This is a genomic window from Pseudomonas anguilliseptica, assembly GCF_021375795.1.
GTDB lineage: Bacteria > Pseudomonadota > Gammaproteobacteria > Pseudomonadales > Pseudomonadaceae > Aquipseudomonas > Aquipseudomonas anguilliseptica_A.
Map to the genome: position 1 here is coordinate 450,414 of NZ_JAEIOI010000002.1, position 25,118 is coordinate 475,531.

A 25,118-nucleotide genomic window follows, 5' to 3' on the forward strand; every position below is an offset into this window, starting at 1 on the left:
TCAACCAAACACATACTTTGAAGGATTGACCATGTCAGCTTATCAAAACGACATCAAGGCAGTCGCCGCTCTGAAAGAGACTTACGGCAGCAGCTGGAGCGCTATCAACCCGGAATCCGTGGCTCGTATGCGCGCTCAGAACCGCTTCAAAACCGGTCTGGAAATCGCTCAGTACACCGCCGATATCATGCGTAAAGACATGGCCGAGTACGATGCTGACTCCTCCGTCTACACCCAGTCCCTGGGCTGCTGGCATGGCTTCATCGGGCAGCAGAAGCTGATCTCGATCAAGAAGCACCTGAAAACCACCAACAAGCGTTACCTCTACCTGTCCGGCTGGATGGTTGCTGCTCTGCGTTCCGACTTCGGCCCACTGCCGGACCAGTCGATGCACGAGAAAACCGCCGTTTCCGGCCTGATCGAAGAGCTGTACACCTTCCTGCGCCAGGCCGACAGCCGCGAGCTGGATCTGCTGTTCACCGGCATTGACGCTGCTCGCGCCGCTGGCGACAAGGCCAAAGAAGCCGAGCTGCAGGCTCAGGTCGACAACTACGAGACTCATATCGTACCGATCATCGCCGACATCGACGCTGGCTTCGGTAACCCGGAAGCCACCTACCTGCTGGCCAAGCGCATGATCGAAGCAGGCGCTTGCTGCATCCAGATCGAAAACCAGGTTTCCGACGAGAAGCAGTGCGGCCACCAGGACGGTAAAGTGACCGTTCCTCACGCCGACTTCCTGGCCAAGATCAACGCTGTGCGTTACGCATTCCTCGAGCTGGGCATCGACAACGGCGTGATCGTTGCGCGTACCGACTCCCTGGGTGCCGGCCTGACCAAGCAAATCGCTGTTACCGCCAAAGAAGGCGATCTGGGCGACCTGTACAACTCCTTCCTGGATTGCGAAGAAGTTGCCGCCTCCGACCTGGGCAACGGCGATGTAGTAATCAACCGCGGTGGCAAACTGCTGCGTCCGAAGCGCCTGCCGTCCAACCTGTTCCAGTTCCGCGCTGGCACCGGCGAAGACCGCTGCGTACTGGACTGCATCACCAGCCTGCAGAACGGCGCCGACATGCTGTGGATCGAAACCGAGAAGCCGCACGTTGGCCAGATCAAAGGCATGGTTGACCGCATCCGCGAAGTCATCCCGAACGCCAAGCTGGTTTACAACAACAGCCCATCGTTCAACTGGACCCTGAACTTCCGTCAGCAAGTGTTCGACGCGTTCGTTGCCGAAGGCAAAGACGTTTCCGCCTACGACCGCGCCAAACTGATGAGCGTCGAGTACGACGAAACCGAACTGGCTCAGGTTGCCGACGAGAAGATCCGCACCTTCCAGCGCGACGGTTCTGCTCAGGCTGGTATCTTCCACCACCTGATCACCCTGCCGACCTACCACACCGCTGCTCTGTCGACCGACAACCTGGCCAAAGGTTACTTCGCAGACCAAGGCATGCTGGCTTACGTGAAAGGCGTTCAGCGCCAGGAACTGCGTCAGGGCATCGCCTGCGTCAAGCACCAGAACATGGCTGGCTCCGACATCGGTGACAACCATAAAGAGTACTTCGCTGGCGAAGCCGCTCTGAAAGCAAGCGGTAAAGACAACACCATGAACCAGTTCCACTAAGAACCGGCTCACTCGATCGAGGCCACGATCAAGGTCGAGGGTGTTGAGAAAACCCCAGCAGAAATGCTGGGGTTTTTTTATGCCTCCTCTTTATGACGGTCTTAGTCTCTAATCCACCACCCTGCTCTGCCCACCGGAGATCGCCATGCCCAGTAACCGCTTAAGCCACATCGTCAGCAAGATCCACACACTGCCCAACGCCTTGCAAAGCCCAGCCCTGTCGCTGTTGTTTGGTTCCCAGGTGAAGTTCGCCGGCACCGCCAAGGTGCGCGTGCATACGCTGACCGAACAGCGCGCGGTGATGAGCATCGCCAACAAGCGCAAGGTGCAGAACCACATCAAAGGCGTGCATGCCGCCGCCATGGCATTGCTGGCCGAGTCTGCTACGGGCTTTCTGGTCGGGATGAACGTGCCGGACGACAAACTGCCGCTGATCAAAAGCCTCAAGGTCGACTACTTGAAGCGCGCCACCGGCAGCCTGCGTGCTGAAGCCAGTCTGACGCCCGAGCAGATCAACGCGATTCATACCCAGGACAAAGGCGAAGTGTTGGTCGCAGTTACGGTGACTGACGAAGCCGGCATTCAGCCGATCCAGTGCGAAATGCTCTGGGCCTGGGTCAGTAAAAAGCGCTGAGTGCAGACTGGGCTAAGCTGAAAACGCCGCACAGTGCGGCGTCATTCAGGAGAAGCCGGTGCAGGGAAAACCTCTTTTAATTGGTGGCGCACTGGTGCTGATTGCAGTATCCGGCACCCTGTACTGGCGCCTACAGAGCGAGCCGCAGGGGATGGTGCTGACCAGTCAGGCCGATAGCCCAGCAGACATATTTGCGGGTGATAGCCCTGTCACGTCGATCCCCACTGAGGCGCAGTTGCAAGCGCTGTTGCAAAACCCTGCGGTAAAAAATCAGGAGCAACGCCTAGCATTTCATCAGGCCTACCGCAGCTTTGTGAGCGGCGCCGCCGAGTTATCGCCCGCACAGCGTGAAAGCCAGGCGCAGGCCTTGCGTGAGCAGATCGAGACTTACGAACAACGCAGTGAACTGGCCATGAGCGAATCGCTGTTGCTACAGCTGGGGCTGATTCAGCTGACCACCTACGATGAACAGGCGCAGAAAGATCAGGCCACGGCCCTGGTCGCCCGCTACAAGGCAATAAGCGCCGAGCGCGAAGCCAAGTCCGCGACACCCAGCGCCGAATTTCAGCGTTATAAAGTCGATGAAAAACGCATCGTCGAGGAGGTCCTGAGCATGGACAGCATCCCCGATGGCCTGAGCCGTGACGAATACCTGCGCCAACGCCTGCAACAGGCACGTGAGCAGCACTATCAATAGCCCGACCTGAGCTAGCTGCTCAGGTCGGGCTCGGCATTACAGCAGTTGGTCGAGCGCGTAGTACAGCAGGTTGAAGGGTTTGTTGCGGTCGGCGGTGTCGCTCAGCTCGGACGCATCGAGCACCGGGCCACTGCCATTCATCACGTTGTTAACGAAGTCATCCAGCTGCAGGTTCTGCTCCTGAATATCTGCATTGGCAAACTCGATAATGCTGGTGCAATGGCTTTCATTGACCGCGCGGTACTGCGGAAAGTAGCCGCCCACATTTGGCAGATTGGCCAACTCATTGCGCAGCCGCCCGGTATCCACCGCCCACTTAGCCTGAATCAGCGCCTCCTTGGCGGCCTGGTTCGGTGCGTTGATGATCTCCGGATAGAAGCGCTCGTAGGAATAGGACGAATAGTTGAGGTCCTTCCAGAAGTGCGTATGTCCCATGCGGTCGCCCACCAGGTTGCTCGACAGCGCCGGGTAGAGAGTCCCGAGGTTGTTCAGATTGAGCCCCGGCAGCCGCGCTTGCAGGTACGGCAATGGCCCGACATCCAGGCCCCAGGCATTGCGGATAAAGCTCTGCAATGGCAAAGACGGATAGGCCTCATTGCCCGCACCACTGATGGCCGAGAAGACCGGGCCCGAGTCATTGATCAGGAAGCTGCGCGTCGGCGCGATGTCCTGACGCGTCGGGGCATAGTTGGTCAGGCTGCCGGCACCGCCAGCGCTGCAGCCGGTGGTCAGCATCTGCGTAGGCCGCGGCAGGTTGTCTTTCAGCCAGCCGACCACCGCACGCATGTTGCGCAAGCCATTGTGGTGCCAGATCAGCGGCGGCTGCTGGTTCTGCGGATCCTGATAGACCGCCACCTTATCGCCGGAATAGATATCACCCGTGCAGTACGGCACATAGACCATGTTCCAGTTCTGGGTTTTCACCCGCGTCCAGGGATGCAGGCGCACTACGAACGGGCTGACCAGGCTGGCACCGGGATTGAGCAGGCTCATGTAATCGTTGGGAATCCCGCCCGGGTTACGTGCGCCACGAATACCGCTCTGTCCGGTGCAACTGGCGTAATCCCAGCAAGCGCCGCCACCCTCCAGATAAATGATGGTGTTGCGAGTATTGGGCACCCGGTTGACGAAAAACTTGTAAGGGGAGCCGTTGCCACATACCGCTCCGGTCTGCGGAGCCATCTGCACCGTTTGCCAGGCATAGTAATTGGCCGGTTTGAAGCCGCTGTTGAATCCAGACGGGTTGGCCAGCAGTGGGTACGGGCCAACCCGCTGTGCTGGCGTCACCTTGTTGTCGGCCGCAGGTGCCGACACCAGATTGCTCAGGGTTTGCCAGAAGTTGTAATCACCCTCCTCGGCCTGCACAGGCATGACCAAGGCTGAAACCAGCAGCGGCGCGACACAGCGCCGAAATGCTATCGCTACAGACATGTTGAGTCCCTCATCTTGTTGTTATCGATGGGGCCGCATACCCGAGCCGCTGTACGAATCACCTCCAGTTGTACCCTGAAACCTTCCATCACCCACTGGAGACTGCTCATACACACCGCCGTAGCAGCAGTAACTGCGCGTACCCAAAGCTGTCGCCCTGGCAGCAGCAACAGGCTGGCCTGGCGATTCATGCACGCTAGTACAAGAAACTCCCAGCAACCACAGCACTAAATACTTATTGGATATAGCGCAGTAGGTTTTAAGTTGTTGCCGTTATCTACAGCACAGCGTTAACACACAGCTGCGGGCATACCTGCGCAACGTTTGTCATGCGCCACACGAGCGATGTTTGGGCAATAAAAAAGGGAAGCCAGGCTTCCCTTTCGATGTTGCAGCGGCAAGTGCTAGATGCGGAACTGACGCACCAGAGCGCCCAGGCGTTCGCCAAGCCCAGCCAGGTTGCGCGCGGTGTGCGCCCCTTGTTGGGTTTCATCGGCCACGCTGTCCACCGCCACGGCAATCTTGTGCACGCTGCGATTGATCTCTTCGGCTACTGCGGTCTGCTCTTCGGCTGCGCTGGCGATCTGCGCGTTCATCGCGTTGATGGTGCCGATCAGCTGGGCAATCGCATCCAGCGACGTACCTGCGCGGTTGGCCTGCTCACTGGTGACATCGCCGGCATCGCTGGAGCGGCGCATCGAGGTCACCGCATCCTGAGTACCTTTCTGCAGGCGATCGATCATCCCCTGGATTTCCTGGGTGCTCTGCTGAGTACGGCTGGCCAGGGCACGGACCTCATCAGCGACCACGGCAAAGCCGCGCCCTGCTTCACCGGCACGCGCCGCTTCGATAGCCGCGTTGAGGGCCAGCAGGTTGGTCTGCTCGGCGATGGAGCGGATCACATCCAGCACACTGACAATCGACGACACGTCCTTTTGCAGGGTGTCGAGGGACAGACCGCTGTCGCGAATGTCCTGCACCAGAGTGTGAATGCGCGCGATGCTGCCATCGACCACCTGCTTCGCCGCCTGCCCTTCGGTATCGGTCTTCTGCGCAGCCTCTGCTGCGCCCTGGGCGCTTTGCGCCACTTCATGGGCGGCAGCCGACATCTCGTTGATCGCGGTCGCGACCTGATCCGTCTCGTGGCGTTGCCGCTCCATGGCCTGCTCCGAACGCTGCGCCTGGGCGGACACCTGATTGACCAGCTCGGTCAGTTGGCCGGTCATGTCAACGATCTGCCGCACCAGGCCGTGAATCTTCTCGACAAAGCGGTTGAACGAACCGGCCAACTGGCCCAGCTCATCATCGCCATTGATCGGCAGGCGGCGAGTCAGGTCGCCCTCACCCGCAGCGATGTCGTCCAGGTTGTCCTTGATCTGCTGCAATGGGCGCAGGAAGGTGTTGCTCAGCACAACCCCGGCGACGCCGAAAATCACCAGCAGCACAGCTGCCACCACCATGATGCTGGTGATGATGGTACTGATGCGCTTATCGATCTCACTCTGTACCTGGACGATCTGGGCTTCGATGCCATCCAGGTTGATGGCCGTGCCCAGTGCCATGTCCCATTTCGGCAGGTAGTAGCTGTAAGCCATTTTCGGCACCAACACCGAATCATCCGTGGGCAATGGCGAGCTGTAGTTCACGTAGTAGCTGTTGTTCTTGGCGACATTCACCAGTTCACGGTTGATGTACACACCGTTCGGGTCACGACGATCGGCCAGACTCTTGCCCACATCCACCGGGCTGTCGCCGCGGAACAGGCGCACCACGTTGGAGTCGTGCGCAAAAAAGTAACCGTCCTTGCCGAATTTGATCTTCGACAGAATGGCAATGGCCTGCTCACGGCTGGCCATATCGCCTTGGCCGGCATCGTCATACAAGGCCTGCACCGATCCCAGAGCGATCTGTACGTAATGCTGCAGCTCGTTACGGCTTTCCTGCAGCAGCCGCTCGCGGGTTTCCTCGACCTCCTGGGCCGCCAGATTTTGCAAGACCCGGGCGGCGGCACCACTGAGGACTACCGCAAACAGCACCACGGGAATCAATGCCAACAGCACGACTTTTGCTTTCAATGTCAGACGCATCATGCCAATCCTTGCGTAGCGATAGTGCGGAATAAAAACGGGGCTAACCGTTGATCGGCAGCCCCGCTGAAAGGTTGAGCACCGGCACGACTCAGTCGTCAGGCGCCCACTGCTGCGGTCAGATCACCATAGCTGCTGCCCAACCGAATACCAGCAACGGCAGGTTGTAGTGCAGAAAGGTCGGCACCACGCTGTCCCAGATGTGATTGTGCTGGCCATCGACGTTCAGGCCAGCAGTAGGCCCCAGCGTCGAATCGGAAGCAGGCGAGCCTGCATCGCCGAGCGCACCGGCGGTACCGACGATGCACAGAATGGCCAACGGGCTGAAACCCAGTTGCATGCCCAACGGCACGAAGATCGCCGCAATGATTGGCACCGTGGAGAACGACGAGCCAATGCCCATGGTCACCAGCAAACCGACCAGCAACATCAGCAGCGCGCCCAGCGCCTTGTTATTGCCGATCAGTGCCGCAGAACTGTCGACCAGGCTTTTAACCTCACCGGTGGCTTTCATCACCTCAGCAAAACCGGCGGCGGCCAGCATGATAAAACCGATCATGGCCATCATCTTCATGCCTTCGGTGAACAGCCCGTCAGCCTCTTTCCAGCGCACCACACCGGACACCGAGAAGATGATAAAGCCGACCAGGGCACCGATGATCATCGAGTCCAGCCACAGCTGCACAACAAACGCCGCGATAATCGCCACACCAGCCACCAACAGGCTCAACGGGTTGTAGGCAACATCCACGCGCTCGGCTTGCTCAATCTTGTCTAGGTCGTACACGCGCTTTTTGCGGTAGCTGAACAGCACCGCCACGAGCAAGCCGAACAGCATGCCCAGGGCTGGAATTGCCATAGCCTTGGTAACATCCAAACCTGCGGTATCCACCCCGCCACTGGCTACGTTGGCCAGCAGAATGTCATTCAGAAAGATCCCGCCAAAACCCACCGGCAGGAACATATACGGGGTGATCAGACCGAAGGTCAGCACACAGGCTACCAGGCGACGGTCCAGTTGCAGCTTGCTCAGCACATACAACAGCGGCGGCACCAGCAGCGGAATAAAGGCAATGTGAATTGGCAGGATGTTCTGCGAAGAAATCGCCACAACCAGCAACAGGCCAATCAGCAGCCACTTGAGCAGGCCAGCACCTTTGGCGTCCTGTTTACCCACCATGGCCAGGGCCTTGTCTGCCAGCGCGTGTGCCAGCCCGGACTTGGCAATCGCCACAGCAAAGGCGCCCAGCAAGGCATAGGACAATGCCACAGTGGCACCACCACCCAGGCCTTTATTGAAGGCCGCCAGCGAACCCTCAATACCCAGGCCGCCAAGCAGGCCGCCGGCCAGTGCGCCGACAATCAGGGCCACCACCACATGTACACGGCACAAGCTGAGGATCAACATGATCCCCACTGCCGCAACGACTGCGTTCATCGATTTACTCCCGCTATTAAAAAGGTCCGCGAAGGTTTCGACCTTCTCTGGATGCTGCGCCGGTTCGGCGAAGGGCGCGTACTCTGCACAATGCTGACTGACCTGTCAAAAAGCCGTAAATTATTTTATACAAAGCGTTAATAATTTCGTATAGGCTGCGAAATATCGGGCTGTAATGGCCTGTAATTTGCTGGTTATCACTGCACCTGATGCTTCAAGAAATGCACATAACCGCCGATAGGCGCTCTAAGCCTCTGCAATAAAGAAGGTCCTGAAAATGCTGTTCAGCCGACTCTCCATCCAACTGAAAATCACCCTGTTGGCAGGCCTGTGCCTGCTGGCCATTGTCGCGGTGCTGGTATCGGCCTCGATGTTCCAGGCGTCGCGCAGTGCCAGCCTGGTCAAACAGGCCAGTTCGAAAATGCTGGAGGAATCAGCACAGCTGCGCATGGAGGCGCGCGGCGAAGCTCAGGCGCTGCAGATGCAACGCTATTTTATGGACGCCTATCAATACGGACGCGGTGCCGCCAGCCAGGTCTTGTTTATCCGCGAGCAGGCGGAGAAACGTTTTCTTGACGCTTTTGACCTGCGCGAAGACCTCAGCCGCCAAATCCGCAGCTCGCTGGAAGCCAACCGCAGCCTGCTGGGTGTTTACGCGGTGTTCGAACCCAACGCGCTGGATGGCAAGGATGAACTGTTTATCGATCAGGAAAGCCTCGGCAGCAATGACAATGGGCGTTTCTCGATCTACTGGTCCCAGGATGCCAATGGTGAGCTGAGCGCCGAGGCCATGAAAGAAGAAAGCCTCAACGACTCCACCCCAGGCATCAGCGGAACCCCCTACAACGCCTGGTACACCTGCCCACGCGAAAGCAAGCGGGCATGCCTGCTAGACCCCTATATCGACGATACCGCTGGCGTGGCAGTACTAATGACCAGCATCGCGTTTCCGTTGATCCAGAACGACAAAGTGATCGGTGTTCTGGGGGTGGATATCAGCCTGGCCAGCCTGCAAGAACTCAGCACCAGCGCGCACAAAAGTCTGTTTGATGGTGCCGGGCATATCAGCATCATCAGTCCGGCCGGCCTGCTCGCCGGACACAGCCGTGACAGCAGTCTGCTGGGCGGCAAACTGGATGCCGCCTTCAGTGAGCAACACGGCGAAATGATCCGGCTGTTGGCCGGTAACCGCCCCGAAGTCATACACCACGACGGCGCATTGCAAGTGCTGCAACCGCTGTTGCCGATTCCGGATGCCAAGCCTTGGGGCGTTTTGCTGGAAGTCCCGGAGAAGGTATTGCTTGAGCCGGCCACCCGCCTGGAAGCACAGATGGATGAGGTGGGCACGCGTAACACCGCGATCTCCCTCGGCCTGGGCCTGACCGCCGGCGTTGTGGGCATCCTGCTGATCTGGCTGACCGCCTTGGGCGTAACTCGGCCGATTCTCGGCGTGGCCGCCATGCTGAAGAACATCGCCAGCGGTGAAGGTGATCTGACTCGCCGCCTGGAGTACGCCAAGCAGGATGAGCTGGGCGAGCTGGCCAGCTGGTTCAATCGTTTTCTCGACAAGCTGCAACCGATTATCGCCGACGTGAAACGCAGCGTGCAGGATGCCCGCAGCACCGCCGACCAATCGGCACTGATCGCCAGCCAGACCAGTGATGGCATGCAACAGCAGTACCGCGAAGTCGATCAGGTGGCCACCGCCTTTCAGGAAATGAGCGCCACGGCGCAAGATGTTGCACACAACGCCGCACAGGCCGCCGAAGCCGCTCGTACGGCCGATCAGGCCAGCCGTGAAGGCATGAGTGTGATTGGCCGGACCACCTCGACCATCGAGTTGCTGGCCAACGAAATGAATGTGGCCATGCAGGAAGTCGAAGGCCTGGCCAATAGCAGCGAGAAGATCGGCTCAGTGCTTGAAGTGATCCGCTCTATTGCCGAACAGACCAACCTGCTGGCGCTCAACGCTGCCATTGAAGCGGCTCGAGCCGGGGATGCCGGCCGCGGCTTTGCCGTAGTAGCCGATGAAGTGCGCAACCTGGCCAAACGCACCCAGGACTCGGTGGAAGAAATCCGCCAGGTGATCGAAGGCTTGCAAAGCGGCACCAAGGAAGTGGTCAGCACCATGCACAGCAGCCATCGCCAGGCCCAGGGCAGTGTCGAACAGGTCGAACAGGCCGTTGCCGCCTTACAGCGCATCAGTCAGGCCGTCAGCGTGATTACCGACATGAACCTGCAGATCGCCAGTGCCGCAGAAGAACAGAGCTCGGTGGCCGAGGAAATCAACCGTAACGTGGCCTCGATCCGTGATGTCACCGAAGCAATCTCCAGCCAGGCCGATGAGTCGGCGAAGATCAGCCAGGGGCTGAACAAACTGGCCAATCATCAGCAAGGACTGATGGATCAGTTCCGCGTCTAAATTGCCGCCTGGCACGATTTGCCTGCCAGGCTGGCGGCTGTTTCCTTGTAGCGCAGACCAGCGATCGCTAGTCTGCGTTTTTTCTTTGCATGAGGTGCACGATGCTCAATATCGCTCTGGTCGCGGGCTCCAGCCGCAGCAACAGTCAATCGGGCAAGGTTGCCCGCTTCTTGCGTCAACGCCTGATTCAGCTGGGCCATACCGATAACGCCCAGAGCAACGTGATCGATCTGGGCCTGGCTCCCCTACCCCTGTGGCCTGCTGACGACACCGGTCCCTGGGGGCTTTACAGCAAGCAACTGGCCGCGGCTGACGCCGTGGTGATCATTTCCCCAGAGTGGAATGGCATGGCTTGCCCGGCCATCAAAAACTTCTTTATCTACGCCAGCAAAGCTGAACTTGCACACAAACCGGGCCTGCTGGTTGGTGTCTCCTCGGGCGTGGGCGGGGCTTATCCGATCAGCGAGCTGCGTGCCTCCAGCTACAAGAACTGTCGCCTGTGCTACCTGCCCGAGCACCTGCTGGTACGTGGTGTCGAGAAAGTGCTGAACACGCCAGAGCCCAGCGGCGAAGACGACCAGCGTCTGCATGCACGTATCGATTATGAGCTGGATATCCTGGTCAAGTACGCCGAGGCACTGCGCCCGGTACGGGCCAGCATCGACATGAGCAACCCGGCATTTGCCAACGGCATGTAAGTGCGCCACACGGCGTGCCTGAGCGTTTCAGGCACGCTTGGCGGGCAGCGTCACGCTAACGCTCAAGCCACCTAGACCACTGCCACCCAGCTGCAGCTGACCGCCCCAAGCATCGACGATATCGCGCACGATGCCCAAGCCCAGGCCATGCCCGGCCACCTGTTCATCCAAGCGACTGCCGCGGCTGAGAACCTCCTCGCGCTGCGCTGCGTCGATACCCGGCCCGTCATCCTCAATGCTCAGCTGATACACCTCACCCGCGCGGCTGACGTGTAGTTGCACCTGGCTGTCAGCCCATTTGCAGGCGTTGTCCAGCAGATTGCCCAACAGTTCCAGCAGGTCCTCGCGATCCCAGGGCAAACGCAGACCAGGTGCCGCCTGCCAGTCCAGTTGCAGGTGGTTGCCGTGAATCATTGCCAATGTGGAAAACAGCTCCGGCAGCTCGCTGGCACAATCGAAATGCGCCCCCGGCAGCGCTTCACCGGCCAAACGTGCGCGCCCCAGTTCACGGGCAATGCGTTGCTCGATCTGTTGCAGCTGGCTATTGAGGCTTTCACGCAACTCGGGCAACTGCTTGAGCTCTTCCCGACCGGCCAGGCTGACCAGTACCGCCAGTGGGGTTTTCAGTGCGTGCCCCAGGTTACCCAACGCATTGCGTGAGCGTTTCAGGGTGTCTTCGGTATGGCTCAGCAGGTGGTTGATCTGTGCCACCAACGGCTCCAGCTCCAACGGTACCTGCTGGTCCAGCTGGCTGCGCTGGCCTTGCTGCAATTGCATGATCTGCTTCCGAGTCCGCTCCAGCGGACGCAAGGCGCGGCCGACAATCAGGCGCTGCAGCAGCAGAATCAGAATCAGTGCGCTGATGCCCAGGCCGAGAATGACTTTCTGCACCTGCCGGAAGCTTTCCAAGATCGGGGTGTAATCGCGAGCAACCTGAATCTCGATCAGCTTGCCAAAGCGTTGATAGTCCGCGCGGTAGATCAGCCAGAGTTGCCCTTGCGGGCCATCACCCAGTTCATCCTGCAACCCTGGCTGCTCGGCCCGCTGCAGGTCGCGGTCCCATAACGAGCGCGATCGCCAACTCTGATCGGCAAAGTCGATTCGAAAATACAGCCCCGAGTAAGGGCGTTTGTAGGCAGCGCTAAGGCGACGGTCATCCAGTTGCAAACCATTTGGCCCACGCACAAAAGCCCCTAGCAGAGTTTGTGCTTCGTCCTGCAAGGTGGTCTGGATATAGCTGCGCAGGCTGCGATCAAACAGCCAGAGGCTGCTCTGCGCCAGTAACAGACCGATGACCAGCAGTACGCTGACCAGGCCCAGGCTCAGGCGTCGCTGGATCGATTTCAAACAGCATCCCCGCTGAAGCGGTAGCCTTGGCCACGGCGGGTCTCGATAATTTCGCGCCCCAGCTTGCGGCGCAGGTGGTTGACGTGCACTTCGATGACGTTCGAGTCGCGTTCGCTTTCACCGTCATACAGGTGCTCAGCCAAATGACTCTTCGACAGCAATTGCCCGGCATGCAGCATGAAATAACGCAGCAGGCGAAACTCTGCTGCGGTCAGCTGCACTTCCTGGTCGTTACGGCTGACGGTTTGTCGGCTTTCGTCCAACTGCAGGCCCGCCGCTTCCAGTTGTGGCTGATTGGCCAGCCCACGGGCGCGGCGCAGTAGTGACTGGATGCGCAATTGCAGCTCTTCGGGGTGAAACGGCTTGCTCAGGTAATCATCCGCACCGGCTTTGAGGCCTTCAATGCGCTCGGCCCAGGAGCCCCGCGCCGTAAGGATCAAGACCGGCGTACTGAGGCCGCCTGCACGCCACTCCTGCAACACCTCCAACCCCGGTTTGCCAGGCAAACCGAGGTCGAGAATGATCAGGTCATAGGGTTCGGTCGCGCCTTGGTAGGCCGCGTCACGGCCGTCGGCCAACCAGTCAACGGCATAGCCTTGACGAGTCAAACCGGCCAGCAGTTCATCCGCCAGGGGCACATGGTCTTCCACCAGCAACAGGCGCATCAGTCTTCCACCTCGTCCTTGAGCACTTCACCGGTGCTGGCGTGCAATTCCAGCTCGCGCACAATGCCTTGTGCAGTCACCAGTTCGACTTCATAGACCAGCACGCCGTCTTCTTCCTCAAGTTCGACTTCCAACAGCACGGCACCGGGATGACGCTGTAACGCCACCTGCATCAGCTGTTCGAGGGGCAGAATCAGCCCCTCGCGCCGCAAGCGTAATGCTTCATCCTGATCCAGGTCGCGGGCACTGCTGCTGAACGCGAGGGTCAGCAGCAGGCTGATCAGGAGTGGGCGTATGGCCCAGGCCGTGTTGTTCATCAATCGTCTCGTTGGTTCTTCAGGACTTGTGCGTTAGTGGCATCCAGTTCGACATCCCACTGCACGCCCTGGGCGTCGCGGATTTCAACCTGATAGATGTAGCGGCCGTACTCTTCTTCCAGCTCGGTGTCTTCGGTCTTGCCACCCGGGTGCAGCGCCAGAGCAGCTGCGTTGAGTTTTTCGAAGGACTGGATGGTGCCAGCGTCACGCAGTTTCAGCGCCTCATCCGGGCCCAGGTCACGGGCTTGGGCCAGGCCGGCAGTCAGGGTCAAGGCAGCAGCGGCAAATACAGCAGTCAGGGTTTTCATGTTCAATTTCCTTATGGAGTTGGCTTTCGACGGAGTCCAAGTTACTGCACACGACTTAACTCAAGCTGAATTTGCTTAAGGCATTGCGCAAAAGCTGATTTATCCCGATCCATGCACCCATCATTCACACGCTGAAGTCGCTTGGCCTGCTCATCCAGGGCTCTATAATCGCTGCCTTGCGCGATGGAGGCCAGCATGAGTGCGATATTAATCAAGTCCCCTGCTCTGACAATCAAAGCCGGTAAACGCGCCTTCGCGCGGATTCGCGAGCAGGGGCTGCAACCGGCCGATGTTGGCATCCTGCCAGGCGCTGCGGGGGGGCCGAAGGCGCTGGGGATTCAAGGGTTGGATCTGGCTCTGTTCGGCGACTGGCTACAACGTGCGCCTCGCGAGCGTTCGCTGATCGGTGCGTCCATCGGTTCCTGGCGTTTCGCCAGCGCCTGTTTGCCAGATGCAGCGGCGGGCATTCGCCGGCTCGGTGAGCTGTATACCTCACAGCGGTTTGCCAAAGGCGTAAGCATGGCGCAGGTTTCAAGTAGCTGCAGCCTGATGCTGGAACAGCTACTGGGCAACGACGACGCCAACATCCTCAGCAACCCACATTACCGCTTGAATATCGTCGTGGTGAAAAGCCATGGTCTGCTGCAGCACGATCATCGCGGCGCACTCGGTTTGGGTCTGTCTTCAGTGATCGGCAGCAACCTGCTGGGCCGGCCGCGTCTGGCCAAGCACTTCGAACGGGTGATTCTGCATGATGCCCGCCTGGCGCCGCCGCTGGGTACGCTCAGCGATTTTCCCTCGCGCTATCTGCAGCTCGACAGCGGTAATCTGCGTCATGCCTTGCTGGCCTCGGGCTCCATTCCGATGATCATGCAAGGGGTGCGCGATATTCCCGGTGCAGGGCCTGGCACCTACCGCGATGGCGGCCTGCTCGACTACCACCTCGACCTGCCGTACAGCGGTAGCGATATCGTGCTCTACCCGCACTTCACCGATAAGGTCATCCCCGGCTGGTTCGACAAGGGTATGCCCTGGCGGCGTGGTGACAGCGGCCGGTTGCAGGATGTTCTACTGCTGGCACCCTCGCGTGAGTACCTGGCGCGTCTGCCCCATGGCAAACTACCGGATCGCAAGGACTTCAGCCGTTACCTGGGTGATGATGCCGGCCGTGAGCGCTACTGGCGCAGCGCCATGAGCGAAAGCCAGCGTCTGGGCGACGAATTTCTCGAACTGGCGGACAGCGGCCGCCTGCACGAACACATGCAAGCACTTTGAACAGGACGGGCCAGAAGGTAGTGGCCACATTGCAATAACCAGGGATCGGCAGAATGAAACTTGCAGTCGCCATCATCCATGGCATCGGTACACAACCGGACACCCGCGATGCCGAAGGGCAACACAGTTTTGCCCAGAGCCTGATCGCGGGTTTACGCCAACGCCTTGGTGCAGAGGCTGACCAGGTCGCCTTTCAGACACTGTACTGGGCCAGCGTGCTGGACAAGCGCCAACTGGCCTTCCTGGAGAAACTGCGCGATCAGCCCGTGCGCTGGCGCTGGTTGCGGCGCATCGTCACGCTGTTTCTTGGGGATGCCAGCGGCTACCGCAAGGTCAGTCAGGCTTACGACACCACTTACGAAGAAGTGCATCAATCCCTGCGCAGCGGCCTCAACGCCCTGCGTGCAAAGGTCGATGCCGACACACCGCTAGTGGTGCTGGCCCATTCGCTGGGCGGGCATATCTTTTCCAACTTCGTCTGGGATCAACAGCGCATCAATCAAGTCGAAAGCTGCCCACTCGACCCCTTTCTGGCCCTGGAAACCCTCAGTGGGCTGATTACCTTTGGCTGCAACATTCCGCTCTTCACTTTCGCCTATGACCCCGTGGTGCCCATCCGTTTTCCTGGCCAGTGCCTGCCCCAGGCCGTCACTGAGCAGGCGCGCTGGCTCAACCTCTATGCCCCTGCTGACCCGCTCGGTTATCCACTACGACCACTGCCCAATTACGCTGCAGTGGTGGCTGAGGATCGCGCCATGCCCGTTGGCCCCTGGTATAAGCGACATACACCATTGAGCCACTTGGGTTACTGGGATGATCGCGGCTTCCAGCGCTATGTCGCCGCTTACTTGCAACAATTGCTGAGCGTCTGCAAAGGCCGTGAACGCAGCTAAACGCCCTCACCTCGCCCTGTTTATCTGTTTGCAGCAATAAAACAGTGATTTAACGGACATTTTTTTACATTTTTCAGCCTTCATGTGACTTAACGGTCAGCTTCGCTCATCAACAGCTATGACTGGCAAGCGTGAGTTAACCGTTTGCCCTTGTGTATTTGGGATCACCTCGGAGAAACCGACCCCATGAACGCACCGCTGCGTTTTAACGAAGCCCTGCTGATTGCTGACCGCGCCTTTCAACCTTTTCAATGCGTCGCCTGGGCCCCGCAAGATGGCACTGGCAACCTCAGCCTCAGTGTGATCGACCGTACCAGCACTCGCCTGCTTGGTCGCACACAACTGTCCAGCACCATCTACAGCGATCCGGTGCAATTTGCCGACCTGCTCAAACAGTCCCGTGAGCAACTCAGTCAGCAAGGTTTCACCCTGGAACCATGGAGCATGCCCGAGTAATCGGCTGCTGCAACAAGGGCTCTGAGCTGCCAATCGGCCCCCTCTTGTCAGAGCCCTTCTCTCCTGCTCCATCGCTCCGCCGCCACACTGGCAATATCTGTGGGCCTATTGTCCTTGTTGCCAATTACTCGTTAAGCGCAGACTCCACCCATCGCTTATCGAGACGCCGCCATGGATGCACTGCGAACCATCGCCTGCCTGCTTTATCCGCACGTCATGAGCCTGGATCTGACCGGCCCATTGCAAGTGTTCGCCTCTGCCAATGACGAACGCCTGCGCCAGGGCCTGCCCGCCGCTTATCGTCTACTGGTGCTCGGCCAACAGGCGGTGGCAATGCCCACCTCCGCCGGTTTTCAGCTGGTTGCCGAGCAGGCCTGGAGCGACGTAGATCCTGCGCATATCGATACGTTGCTGATCCCCGGCGGCCAAGGTGACAAGGTGCAGTGCCACAACCTTGAATTGCTGGCCTGGTTACGCAACGCAGCGCCGCAGATCAGGCGTGTGGGCTCAATTTGTTCCGGCGCCCTGATTCTCGCGGCCGCCAGCCTGCTCGATGGGCGGCGCGCCACCACTCACTGGGCAGATCTCGACTGTCTGCGCCTGGAATATCCGCAGGTGGAAATCAGCGCTGATTGCCTGCACACCTACGATGCGCAAGACCCAGATGGTAATGGCCATATCTTTACCTCGGCAGGTGTTACAGCCGGGATTGATCTGGCACTGGCATTGGTTGAGGCCGATCTCGGTCGCCCACTTGCCTTGGCCGTGGCCAAGCGACTGGTGCTGTTTCTGCGCCGCCCTGGCGGGCAAGCGCAGTTCAGTGCACTGCTGACGCCGGAGCCGAGTCGAGTACCGCGCCTGGCCAGTCTGCTGGAATGGATACCCCTGCACCTGCATGAGGACCTTTCGCTGGCAGTGCTGGCGGCGCAAGCCAATATGACGCCGCGCACGTTATCGAGAGCCTTCAACCAGGAACTGGGCATGGGGCCAGGACGTTATGTCGAGCTTGTACGCCTGCAAGCGGCACGCAGCCTGCTACAGACCGCCCAGGCCTCGATCAGCACGGTGGCGCGTTTAAGCGGCTTTAACCACCCGGAGAACCTGCGCCGCAGCTTTCACAAACACCTGGGCGTTAGTCCTCAGGAATATGCCGAGCGTTTTGCTTAACCCGTCCAACCGAGGAGCCAAGACATGCTGGAATTACGTGCGCAGTGCGAATGCTGTAATCGAGATCTGCCGGCCAACAGCCAAAACGCATTTATCTGCTCATATGAGTGCACCTTTTGCCGCAACTGCGTCGACAACACATTGCATGGGCGTTGCCCGAACTGCAGCGGCGAATTACTGCAGCGACCACGACGCATCGTTACCGGGGTGAAATAGAAAGCGCTCCAGAGGGTCTTGGGTTCAGCGTGAGTACTGCGGTAAACGCAAATAACTGCCCCGTTGATATATGAAACCCCAGCCTAGGGTGCGGCGCTCGCGTGACTTCAGCAGGAGTCGTTTCTCAGGCAAACAACTGCTTGCCGCTTGAGCTTTACTAAGCAGACAGGCTGACTGTGGATGCCAGAACAGGAGAGTTCGATGAACGATGAAGAAAACAAACCGCTGACGCTCTGGGAAATGCTGCAAAGCGTGCTGAGCGCGGCACTGGGTGTACAAAGTGGGAAAAACCGGGCGCGTGATTTTTCGCGAGGCAAGCCCAGTCACTTCATCATTCTGGGCGTATTGTTTACGGCGGTGTTTGTGTTGACGATCTTTGGCGTGGTCAAACTGGTGTTGCACCTGGCCGGTGTATGACTCACTGCAGCAGAGGCGCTACTGAGAAGCCATAGTCGCGTATCTCTGGGTGATAGACGGCGCTGAACTGGCGGAAATCCAGGCCATAGCCCTCAACCCTGAGGCGTTTCTGCAAGCGTGCCGCCTGGCTGGCATCTAATGGGATGAACAGCTCATCGACGCGGTCCTTGCCGCCGCGCTCGGCAAAGTCCAGCCCGGCATGGTAGTCATGCAGCATCACCATGGCCCAACCGCCCAAAGTGAAATGCCCGCCGACCAGCACCCAAAGCTGGTTGTCGATACGGGCCTGCAACACCTCATCGGAGTTGTTCAGGGCTGACAGGAAGATGTCCTTGTTCGGCTGCCGGCCCATTTCCTGCGCTGCCTGCATCACGCCGAAGGCCATTTCATCATTGGCCGACCAGATCAGTTGAGCCTCGGGATAGCGCGGTAATAGCTGCAGCGCCTGCTCATAGGCGCGTTTACGCTTCCACTCTCCATACACCAGACTTTGCAGCTTGACTTGCGGGTATTCAGCCAGAGCACGTCGCAACCCCTCTTCACGCAGCGAAGATGACGGCGTATTGCGCAGGCCCGCAAACGCCAGAAGGCTGCCCGGTTTGCCCTTCAGACGTGCAATAAGCCCTTGTGCCATCCAGTAACCGGCTTGCTCATCGTTGGGGATCAGGCTGCCAATCCAGTTGCGATAATGCTCACGCGAACGACCGACGATCTGCTGCTGCTCGGGCGTCAGGGTACTGTGCAGGGAGAACAGCTTGACCGGACTGTTGGCGAACATCCTTAGCAATTCCGGCGCGGTGTACATCTCGTTGACGAACAGCAGGTAGTCCGGTAACGGCCCTTTATCCAGTAACTCACGGGCACGCTGCAACAGCAAACGGTGGTCGCGTTCACCATTGATTACGGTGAGTTGCATGCCCAGATCATCTGCAGCAGCCCGCATGAAGTCGGTGTAGCCCACCCAGAAAGGCTCATCGGTATAACCCGGATTGAGGAACACCACCGAAGCCGGCGAGCGGGCAGCAGTTGGCCCGGCCCAGGCAGCCATGGCCAATACACTCAATGCCAGCAAACAGGCTGCGCTGACCCAATGCAAAACCGACTTCAACACACGTTGCTCTCCTGATCGGGGGCAGAGTATATCGGCAATGCCATAGCGAATGGCCATCTGCCCGGCCAAGACGAACGTTGGGTGAATGGTTACAATCGTCGCCCCCTCGCCTCCATCGTCTGTTGGTGTCCTATGTCACCCCTGGAAATCCTCGCCTCAGCCCTTGGTGTATGGGCCGTCTGGCTGACCGTACGGCAGAATCGCTGGTGCTGGCCGCTCGGCTTAGTGATGGTGCTGATGTATGCCTGGATTTTCTATGACGGCAGGCTGTATTCGAACATGCTGCTGCAAGGCGTGTATGCCGTGCTGCAAGGCTATGGCTGGTGGCAATGGACGCGAGGTGGCAGCAACCACAGCGGTGTGCAGGTCAATCGACTGAGCGTACAAGGCCTGCTGCTCAGCCTAGCGGCGGGCAGCCTGGGCGCCACCGTGCTGGGTTATCTGATGGCCACCTTCACCGATGCTGCGGCCCCCTGGCAAGACGCTGCCCTGAGTGCCTTCAGCCTGGTCGCCCAGGTGTGGATGGCGCAGAAACGGCTTGAGTGCTGGCCGCTATGGGTCGCGCTGGATCTGCTCTTTGTTGCGCTCTTTCTGCAACAGGGCCTGTACCCCACAGCAGCGCTGTATGGAGTGTTTACCCTGCTGGCGCTTCACGGCTGGTTGACCTGGCGGCGTGACCGCGCGCTGGTCAGCGCATGAAGGTGCTGGTGCTGACCGGGCCGGAATCCAGCGGTAAAAGCTGGCTGGCCGACGCCATTCAAACCACTTTTGGTGGCGTACTGGTAGGCGAGTACGTACGGCACTTTATCGATCAGCAACAGCGCGACACCTGCTATGCCGATATCAGCCGCATCGCCCAGGGGCAACTGGACTGGGAAGATCAGGCCCGAGCAGCCGCCCCTGAACTGCTGATACTCGACACCCATCTACTCAGCAACATGCTCTGGAGTCAGACGCTGTTTGGGGATTGCCCGGCCTGGATTGAACAGGCGCTCTTGGCACGTGACTACCACCTGCACCTGCTGCTCGATCCACGCGGCGTGCCCTGGGTCGATGATGGCCAGCGTTGTCAGCCGGAACTGACTCAGCGCGTAGCGTTCTTTGAACAGTGCGCTGACTGGCTACAGCTACATCAACAACCCGTGCAGTGCATTACGGGCAGCTGGACTGCAAGGCGTCAACAGACACTTGCCACAGTCGCGAAGTGGCTGGGCTCAACGCATTAGCACGCTGGCCCAGGCCAGCAATAGGCTCAAGCACACCACAATCGTAAGTGGACGCCGCAAGCGTGGATACCACTGCGGTGCCAGCCCGAGTTTGACCGCACGCAAATCTGCACCATACAGGCCGGCAAACGCGATTAAACATAACGGTAAGGCCAGGCTAATGGGCATACCACCGCTGATCGCCAACCAGCCCAGCAATGGCGGCACAACCGAAAATCCCAGCTGCAACTGCGCCGGCTCCTCCGCATCCTGCGCACGCATGGCCAGCCCCCAGTGGATCGCCCCCATAAAGGCCAGAATCACCGCGGCGTAATCCAGCAGCGCTGCCAGCACCAATGGCCGCCAGCCCTCCGGCACCACCCAGATACCTAAGGCTCCGCTGACAAAAGGCACGAGTCCGGCATAACCGAGCAGCAAGGCCAGCCTGGGTGGCTGCGGGGCGTCAAATGGATGCATACGCTCACTCCTGAGTGGGTCTTCCTGAATAAACCGCACTTTAGAGCGCAGTAAAAGGGTAATTCACACAATTGTTCAGTAATGGCTACTTGCCATAATCGGCGGCAGTTGGCATAAATCGAACAAATAATAAACGCCACAAGGATGTATCGATGCGCATTCTCCGTCGGGCCCTGTATGGGCTTCTGTTGTTGCTGGCCATAGGGCTGCTGATTGCCCTGTACTTCATCGCCAACCCCAACCTTCCTCTGTATAAACAGCCCGACAAGCTGCATTACCTCGATCAATGGTCGGCCGAAGAGCGCCAGACCTATTACTACACCCCTCAAGGCACCCAGGTAAAAGGCCTGCGCTATGAGTGGTTCAGCGCCCTGGAGCTGCCGTTCAGCAGCAGCAAATTCGCTACGCCGGAGTACCTGGCGCGGTTCGGTTTCCTGGTTGATCCACAACAGCAACCGACAGCACTGAACCCCGGCAACCTGCCAGTCGGTTTTGCCCGCCACGCCGATGCCGAGAGCGGCGAGCACTACCTGGATATCAGCTGCGCGGCCTGCCATACCGGCGAGCTGCGCTATCAAGGCCAGGCGGTACGCATCGATGGAGGCGCCGCCCTGCACTCACTGGCGTCCACCGTGCCCACCGTGCGTGGCGGCAGCTTTGGCCAGGCGCTCGGCATGAGTATGGCCTTTACCTACTACAACCCGCTGAAATTCCGCCGCTTCGCCCAACAGGTACTGGGCGACGAATACACCAGCCACAAGGCCCAGCTGCGTCGCGACTTCAAGGTAGTGCTCGATCGCCTGCTCGGCACGGCATTCAATGACTGGCATCGAGGTCTCTACCCCACCGAAGAAGGTTTCGGCCGCACCGATGCCTTCGGCCGCATCGCCAACAGCGTTTTTGGTGATGCCATCGACCCGAGCAACTACCGCGTCGCCAATGCCCCGGTGAGCTACCCGCAGGTCTGGGATATCTGGAAATTCGACTGGGTGCAGTGGAACGGTTCAGCCATGCAGCCAATGGCCCGCAATGTGGGCGAAGCACTGGGGGTGGGTGCGACCCTGCGCCTGCTCAAGGCCGATGGCCATCCGGTGGCGGAAGCCGAGCGCTATGCCTCCAGCGTGCGCCTGCGTGATCTGTTCACTTTGGAAGAGACGCTGAAAAAACTGCAGCCCCCCACCTGGCCAGAAGCCGTATTTGGCAAGGTCGACATGCCGCTGGCCAGCCGCGGCCGTGCGCTGTTCGCCGAGAACTGCGCCTACTGCCATGCGCCTGACCCGAAAACGCCCCAGGACAGCTATGCCCCTCCACGCGATCCGGAATGGCGGATGCGTGTGGTGCCCACCTCGATCGTCGGCACTGACCCCACCACCGCGAACAACATTGCCGACCACCGTTTCGATATCAGCAAACTGGGCTGGACCAAAGCCGAGCTAAGCAAACTTGATGTACGCCTGTTTGGCGCCAAGCTGGATGACATCGACATGCGCAGCATCTCCAGCGCCAAGGCACTGGCCTACGTCACCGCCTACGTGGAGAACCGCGCGTATCAGGATGCCAGCATCACACAGCCCGAACGCGGCAACATGGATGGTTTCGACCTACCCATCGGCGTACAGGAGAAACGTGGCTACAAAGCCCGCCCGCTGGACGGAATTTGGGCCACCCCGCCCTTCTTGCACAACGGTTCAGTGCCCACCCTGTTCCAGTTACTGTCACCCGTATCGGAGCGCCAGTCCCAGTTCTGGGTGGGCAACTTCGAATACAACCCCAAGCAGATCGGCTACCAGAGCGAAAAATTCACCGGCGGCTTTCTGTTTGACACCCAGGTCACCGGCAACAGCAACCGTGGCCACGAATTCCGCGCAGGCTGCCGCCAGGACGGTGTAATCGGTCGCGCCTTGCAGCCGGAAGAACGCTGGGCGTTGATCGAATACCTCAAGGTACTCGGCAACCCCACTCTGGAAGAGCAACTGCAACCCGTCGAGGCCAAGCCCTGGACGCCAGGTCCTGCGTGCCAGAACTGAAACATGTGCCCAACAAGAACCACTCAAAGGAATTGATTCATGTTCAAACGAATCTGGCTCTGGCTTGGCCGCGTACTTGGCAAACTGCTATTGCTCTTACTGGTGCTTGGTTTGGGAGGTTGGGCCATTGGCGCAGCCTACTACGGCTGGAAGTTCTCCGGCCCGGTGGCCAGTGAGGAGCAGATTCCCGCCGATGAAGCCGCACTGACTCAAGGCATCATCGAAGACGCCATCCGCGTGGTTGAACAGCACCGCGACAACACCCGCGTACTGCGTGATGCTCATGCCAAGGCCCATGGCTGCGTAAAGGCCGAAGTCACCGTCAACGCCGATTTGGACAGCAGCCTGCAACGTGGCGTGCTCAGCGAGCCGGGCAAGACCTGGCAAGCCTGGATGCGCCTCTCCAACGGCAATGCCTACCCGCAGTTCGACCGAGCCCGTGACGCGCGTGGCATGGCGATCAAACTGCTGGATGTAGCCGGTGAAAAACTCACGCACAGTCCGCAGCATGCCCTTGAGCAGGACTTCGTGATGTTCAACCACCCGGCCTTTTTCGTGCGTGATGTGGCCGAGTACAAAAGCAACTTCGCTGCTCAGGCCGACGGTAAAAAGGCCATGGCGTTCTTTACCAGTTGGGATCCTCGCAGCTGGGAAATCCGCCACCTGATCATTGCCCTGAAGACGCTGTCTCCGGCTCCGGAATCGCCAGTGGCGACCACCTACAACTCCATCGCACCGTTCAAGTTGGGCGAACACAATATCAAGTACCGGGTCATTCCGCAGCCAGAAGCCTGCCCGCAATATCAGTTGCCAGAACAGAACCAGGACCTGCCGAATTTCCTGCGCAATGCCCTGTACCAGCAGTTGTCGCTGGACCGTGTGCCTGCCTGCTTTGCCCTGCAGGTACAACGGCAGAACCCCGATTACTACATGCCCATCGAAGACCCTAGCGTGGAGTGGAGCGAAGCCATTTCACCCTTCGAGACAGTCGCCACCATCAAGGTGCCGGCGCAGGATTTTGATAGTCGCGAGCAGAACCTGTTCTGTGACAACCTGTCGTTCAACCCCTGGCATGCGCTGCCCGAACACCGCCCGATTGGCGGCATCAATCGCCTGAGAAAGGCAGTCTATGAGGCGGTCAGCATCTATCGACTGGAACGCAATCACCCATAAAATTGTATCCAATTCGTGGTGCTACTCGGTTAACCGTGCACGAGCTGGTAATATTCGCGCCCTGCCGCGTACCACCCGAGAGAAAGACCGTGGAATTGTTCAAAGAGTTTATGTTCGAGGCCGCACACCGCTTGCCTCACGTCCCAGCAGGCCACAAGTGCGGCCGCCTACATGGCCACTCCTTCAAGGTGGCGGTGTATATCGAAGGTGAGGTTGACCCTTATACCGGCTGGATTCGCGACTTCTCCGAGATCAAGGCGATCTTCAAGCCGATCTACGAGCAACTCGACCATAACTACCTGAACGATATCGCCGGGCTGGAAAACCCTACCAGCGAAGTGCTGGCCAAGTGGATCTGGCAACAACTCAAGCCACTGCTGCCGGAACTGTCGCGCATCCGTATCCATGAGACCTGCACCAGTGGCTGCGAATACCGCGGCGACTGAGCGACGCTGGTCTGACACCTGCCTCCACCAAAGCATTCTCCCCGCCTTATCGGCTGCCTCGCGACAAGCACTGATCGCGAGAGCAGCAGCGCGCCAAAAATCCACTGCCAAAGCGCATAACTTTGAAGCCGGTTTGAAAAACAACAAGCGAAGTTGCCATTACTCGGACGGTGTTTTAGGGTTCACGAGCGCTTTACTTGGACAGGTAAAGCTTCTTATGGATAAGCAAAAAGGAATACACGCTATGTTGAAGAAAATTGCTCTGACTGCCGGCCTGGTTACCCTGCTCAGCGGTTGCGCCTCTGGCCTGTCGCCAGTTAGCGTTGGTCTGATCACCGACGTCAAAGGCCCGATCACTGCGACCACCGCTTCCGGCAACAAAACCGGCACAGCTTGCGCCACCACCATCATCGGCCTGATCAACAAAGGCGACGCCTCCATTGCTGCCGCCAAGGCCAATGGCAATATCGGCACCATCGCTACCGCTGATTACCACACCAAAGGCTTCTACCCGTTCTTCGGCGAAACCTGCGTGAACGTAACCGGTAACTAAGTTGCCTGACGGCCCCCAGGCAACGCTCGGG

The 25,118-nt window shown here is 59.1% G+C and carries 25 protein-coding genes and 2 pseudogenes; 18 read left to right on the forward strand and 9 right to left on the reverse strand.

Annotation, left to right across the window (positions count from 1 at the left end; genetic code table 11):
* Positions 1–31 precede the first annotated feature (31 nt).
* From IOD17_RS09965 to IOD17_RS09975, 3 genes are all read left to right on the forward strand, one after another.
* The gene (locus IOD17_RS09965; RefSeq protein ID WP_233684938.1) at positions 32–1,627 is read left to right on the forward strand and encodes an isocitrate lyase; all 1,596 of its coding nucleotides are present in this window, start codon (positions 32–34) and stop codon (positions 1,625–1,627) included.
* 145 nt (positions 1,628–1,772) lie between these two features.
* On the forward strand, positions 1,773–2,261 hold the full coding sequence (locus IOD17_RS09970) for a DUF4442 domain-containing protein (RefSeq protein WP_233684939.1): 489 nt from the start codon (positions 1,773–1,775) through the stop codon (positions 2,259–2,261).
* A 58-nt stretch (positions 2,262–2,319) separates the two neighbouring features.
* Positions 2,320–2,958: a hypothetical protein gene (locus IOD17_RS09975; RefSeq protein ID WP_233684940.1), complete on the forward strand. Its 639-nt coding sequence runs from the start codon at positions 2,320–2,322 to the stop codon at positions 2,956–2,958.
* Positions 2,959–2,994: 36 nt separating this feature from the next.
* Here the strand turns inward: IOD17_RS09975 and IOD17_RS09980 are convergent, their stop codons facing one another.
* From IOD17_RS09980 to IOD17_RS09990, 3 genes are all read right to left on the reverse strand, one after another.
* Positions 2,995–4,389, reverse strand: coding sequence for a pectinacetylesterase family protein (locus IOD17_RS09980; RefSeq protein WP_233684941.1), 1,395 nt, complete (start codon positions 4,387–4,389; stop codon positions 2,995–2,997).
* Between the two features lie 404 nt (positions 4,390–4,793).
* Positions 4,794–6,479, reverse strand: coding sequence for a methyl-accepting chemotaxis protein (locus tag IOD17_RS09985; RefSeq protein WP_233684942.1), 1,686 nt, complete (start codon positions 6,477–6,479; stop codon positions 4,794–4,796).
* A 115-nt stretch (positions 6,480–6,594) separates the two neighbouring features.
* Positions 6,595–7,914, reverse strand: coding sequence for a Na+/H+ antiporter family protein (locus IOD17_RS09990; RefSeq protein WP_233684943.1), 1,320 nt, complete (start codon positions 7,912–7,914; stop codon positions 6,595–6,597).
* 496 nt (positions 7,915–8,410) lie between these two features.
* Here IOD17_RS09990 and IOD17_RS19515 point away from each other — a divergent pair.
* The 3 genes and pseudogenes from IOD17_RS19515 to IOD17_RS10000 form a co-directional block, all read left to right on the forward strand.
* Positions 8,411–9,478, forward strand: a pseudogene (locus tag IOD17_RS19515) (HAMP domain-containing protein); the annotation flags it as partial.
* 345 nt (positions 9,479–9,823) lie between these two features.
* Positions 9,824–10,336, forward strand: a pseudogene (locus tag IOD17_RS19520) (methyl-accepting chemotaxis protein); the annotation flags it as partial.
* A 101-nt stretch (positions 10,337–10,437) separates the two neighbouring features.
* Positions 10,438–11,034 carry an NADPH-dependent FMN reductase gene (locus IOD17_RS10000; protein WP_233684945.1) on the forward strand — a complete coding sequence of 199 codons (597 nt, stop codon included), beginning with the start codon at positions 10,438–10,440 and terminating at the stop codon, positions 11,032–11,034.
* 27 nt (positions 11,035–11,061) lie between these two features.
* On the opposite strand, the gene IOD17_RS10005 is transcribed toward IOD17_RS10000, so the two are convergent.
* Genes IOD17_RS10005 through IOD17_RS10020 form a run of 4 tightly spaced genes read right to left on the reverse strand, consistent with a single transcriptional unit; the run spans position 11,062 to position 13,671 of the window.
* Entirely contained in the window at positions 11,062–12,381 is a 1,320-nt protein-coding gene (locus IOD17_RS10005) for a sensor histidine kinase (RefSeq protein ID WP_233684946.1), read from the reverse strand.
* Entirely contained in the window at positions 12,378–13,046 is a 669-nt protein-coding gene (locus tag IOD17_RS10010) for a response regulator transcription factor (RefSeq protein ID WP_233684947.1), read from the reverse strand. Before IOD17_RS10010 ends, IOD17_RS10005 begins: the two co-directional genes overlap by 4 nt.
* On the reverse strand, positions 13,046–13,363 hold the full coding sequence (locus tag IOD17_RS10015) for a PepSY domain-containing protein (RefSeq protein WP_233684948.1): 318 nt from the start codon (positions 13,361–13,363) through the stop codon (positions 13,046–13,048). The genes IOD17_RS10010 and IOD17_RS10015 overlap by 1 nt, the downstream gene beginning before the upstream one ends.
* Positions 13,363–13,671 carry a PepSY domain-containing protein gene (locus IOD17_RS10020; protein ID WP_233684949.1) on the reverse strand — a complete coding sequence of 103 codons (309 nt, stop codon included), beginning with the start codon at positions 13,669–13,671 and terminating at the stop codon, positions 13,363–13,365. Before IOD17_RS10020 ends, IOD17_RS10015 begins: the two co-directional genes overlap by 1 nt.
* 195 nt (positions 13,672–13,866) lie before the next feature.
* Here IOD17_RS10020 and IOD17_RS10025 point away from each other — a divergent pair, with 195 nt between their 5' ends.
* The 6 genes from IOD17_RS10025 to IOD17_RS10050 all read left to right on the forward strand — a co-directional run bounded on the left by IOD17_RS10025 (position 13,867) and on the right by IOD17_RS10050 (position 18,095).
* Positions 13,867–14,946: a patatin-like phospholipase family protein gene (locus IOD17_RS10025; RefSeq protein ID WP_233684950.1), complete on the forward strand. Its 1,080-nt coding sequence runs from the start codon at positions 13,867–13,869 to the stop codon at positions 14,944–14,946.
* A gap of 53 nt (positions 14,947–14,999) precedes the next feature.
* On the forward strand, positions 15,000–15,839 hold the full coding sequence (locus tag IOD17_RS10030; RefSeq protein WP_233684951.1) for a hypothetical protein: 840 nt from the start codon (positions 15,000–15,002) through the stop codon (positions 15,837–15,839).
* Between the two features lie 186 nt (positions 15,840–16,025).
* A complete protein-coding gene (locus IOD17_RS10035) occupies positions 16,026–16,295 on the forward strand; it encodes a hypothetical protein (protein WP_233684952.1) in 270 nt (89 codons plus the stop codon).
* 171 nt (positions 16,296–16,466) lie between these two features.
* Positions 16,467–17,462: a GlxA family transcriptional regulator gene (locus IOD17_RS10040; protein ID WP_233684953.1), complete on the forward strand. Its 996-nt coding sequence runs from the start codon at positions 16,467–16,469 to the stop codon at positions 17,460–17,462.
* A gap of 24 nt (positions 17,463–17,486) precedes the next feature.
* Positions 17,487–17,678, forward strand: coding sequence for a DUF1272 domain-containing protein (locus IOD17_RS10045; RefSeq protein WP_233684954.1), 192 nt, complete (start codon positions 17,487–17,489; stop codon positions 17,676–17,678).
* A gap of 201 nt (positions 17,679–17,879) precedes the next feature.
* Positions 17,880–18,095, forward strand: coding sequence for a DUF2970 domain-containing protein (locus tag IOD17_RS10050; RefSeq protein WP_233684955.1), 216 nt, complete (start codon positions 17,880–17,882; stop codon positions 18,093–18,095).
* 1 nt (position 18,096) lies between these two features.
* Here IOD17_RS10050 and IOD17_RS10055 read toward each other — a convergent pair whose 3' ends face one another.
* Complete coding sequence (locus IOD17_RS10055) at positions 18,097–19,143, reverse strand: ABC transporter substrate-binding protein (protein WP_233685217.1); 1,047 nt, start codon at positions 19,141–19,143, stop codon at positions 18,097–18,099.
* A 195-nt stretch (positions 19,144–19,338) separates the two neighbouring features.
* On the opposite strand from IOD17_RS10055, the gene pnuC reads away from it, so the two are divergent.
* Positions 19,339–19,905, forward strand: coding sequence for a nicotinamide riboside transporter PnuC (pnuC, locus tag IOD17_RS10060; protein WP_233684956.1), 567 nt, complete (start codon positions 19,339–19,341; stop codon positions 19,903–19,905).
* Complete coding sequence (locus tag IOD17_RS10065; RefSeq protein WP_233684957.1) at positions 19,902–20,432, forward strand: AAA family ATPase; 531 nt, start codon at positions 19,902–19,904, stop codon at positions 20,430–20,432. Before pnuC ends, IOD17_RS10065 begins: the two co-directional genes overlap by 4 nt.
* Here the strand turns inward: IOD17_RS10065 and IOD17_RS10070 are convergent.
* Positions 20,421–20,888 (reverse strand): DUF3429 domain-containing protein, encoded by a 468-nt coding sequence (locus IOD17_RS10070; protein WP_233684958.1) that lies wholly within the window; start codon positions 20,886–20,888, stop codon positions 20,421–20,423. The genes IOD17_RS10065 and IOD17_RS10070 overlap by 12 nt on opposite strands.
* Before the next feature lie 152 nt (positions 20,889–21,040).
* On the opposite strand from IOD17_RS10070, the gene IOD17_RS10075 reads away from it, so the two are divergent.
* The 4 genes from IOD17_RS10075 (at position 21,041) to IOD17_RS10090 (ending at position 25,087) form a co-directional block, all read left to right on the forward strand.
* Positions 21,041–22,915 carry a di-heme-cytochrome C peroxidase gene (locus tag IOD17_RS10075; protein WP_233684959.1) on the forward strand — a complete coding sequence of 625 codons (1,875 nt, stop codon included), beginning with the start codon at positions 21,041–21,043 and terminating at the stop codon, positions 22,913–22,915.
* Positions 22,916–22,954: 39 nt separating this feature from the next.
* A complete protein-coding gene (locus IOD17_RS10080; protein WP_233684960.1) occupies positions 22,955–24,088 on the forward strand; it encodes a catalase family protein in 1,134 nt (377 codons plus the stop codon).
* Positions 24,089–24,177: 89 nt separating this feature from the next.
* The gene (gene queD / locus IOD17_RS10085) at positions 24,178–24,534 is read left to right on the forward strand and encodes a 6-carboxytetrahydropterin synthase QueD (protein ID WP_233684961.1); all 357 of its coding nucleotides are present in this window, start codon (positions 24,178–24,180) and stop codon (positions 24,532–24,534) included.
* Positions 24,535–24,778: 244 nt separating this feature from the next.
* Positions 24,779–25,087, forward strand: a complete 309-nt coding sequence (locus tag IOD17_RS10090) for a TRL-like family protein (protein WP_233684962.1) — start codon at positions 24,779–24,781, stop codon at positions 25,085–25,087.
* Positions 25,088–25,118 lie beyond the last annotated feature (31 nt).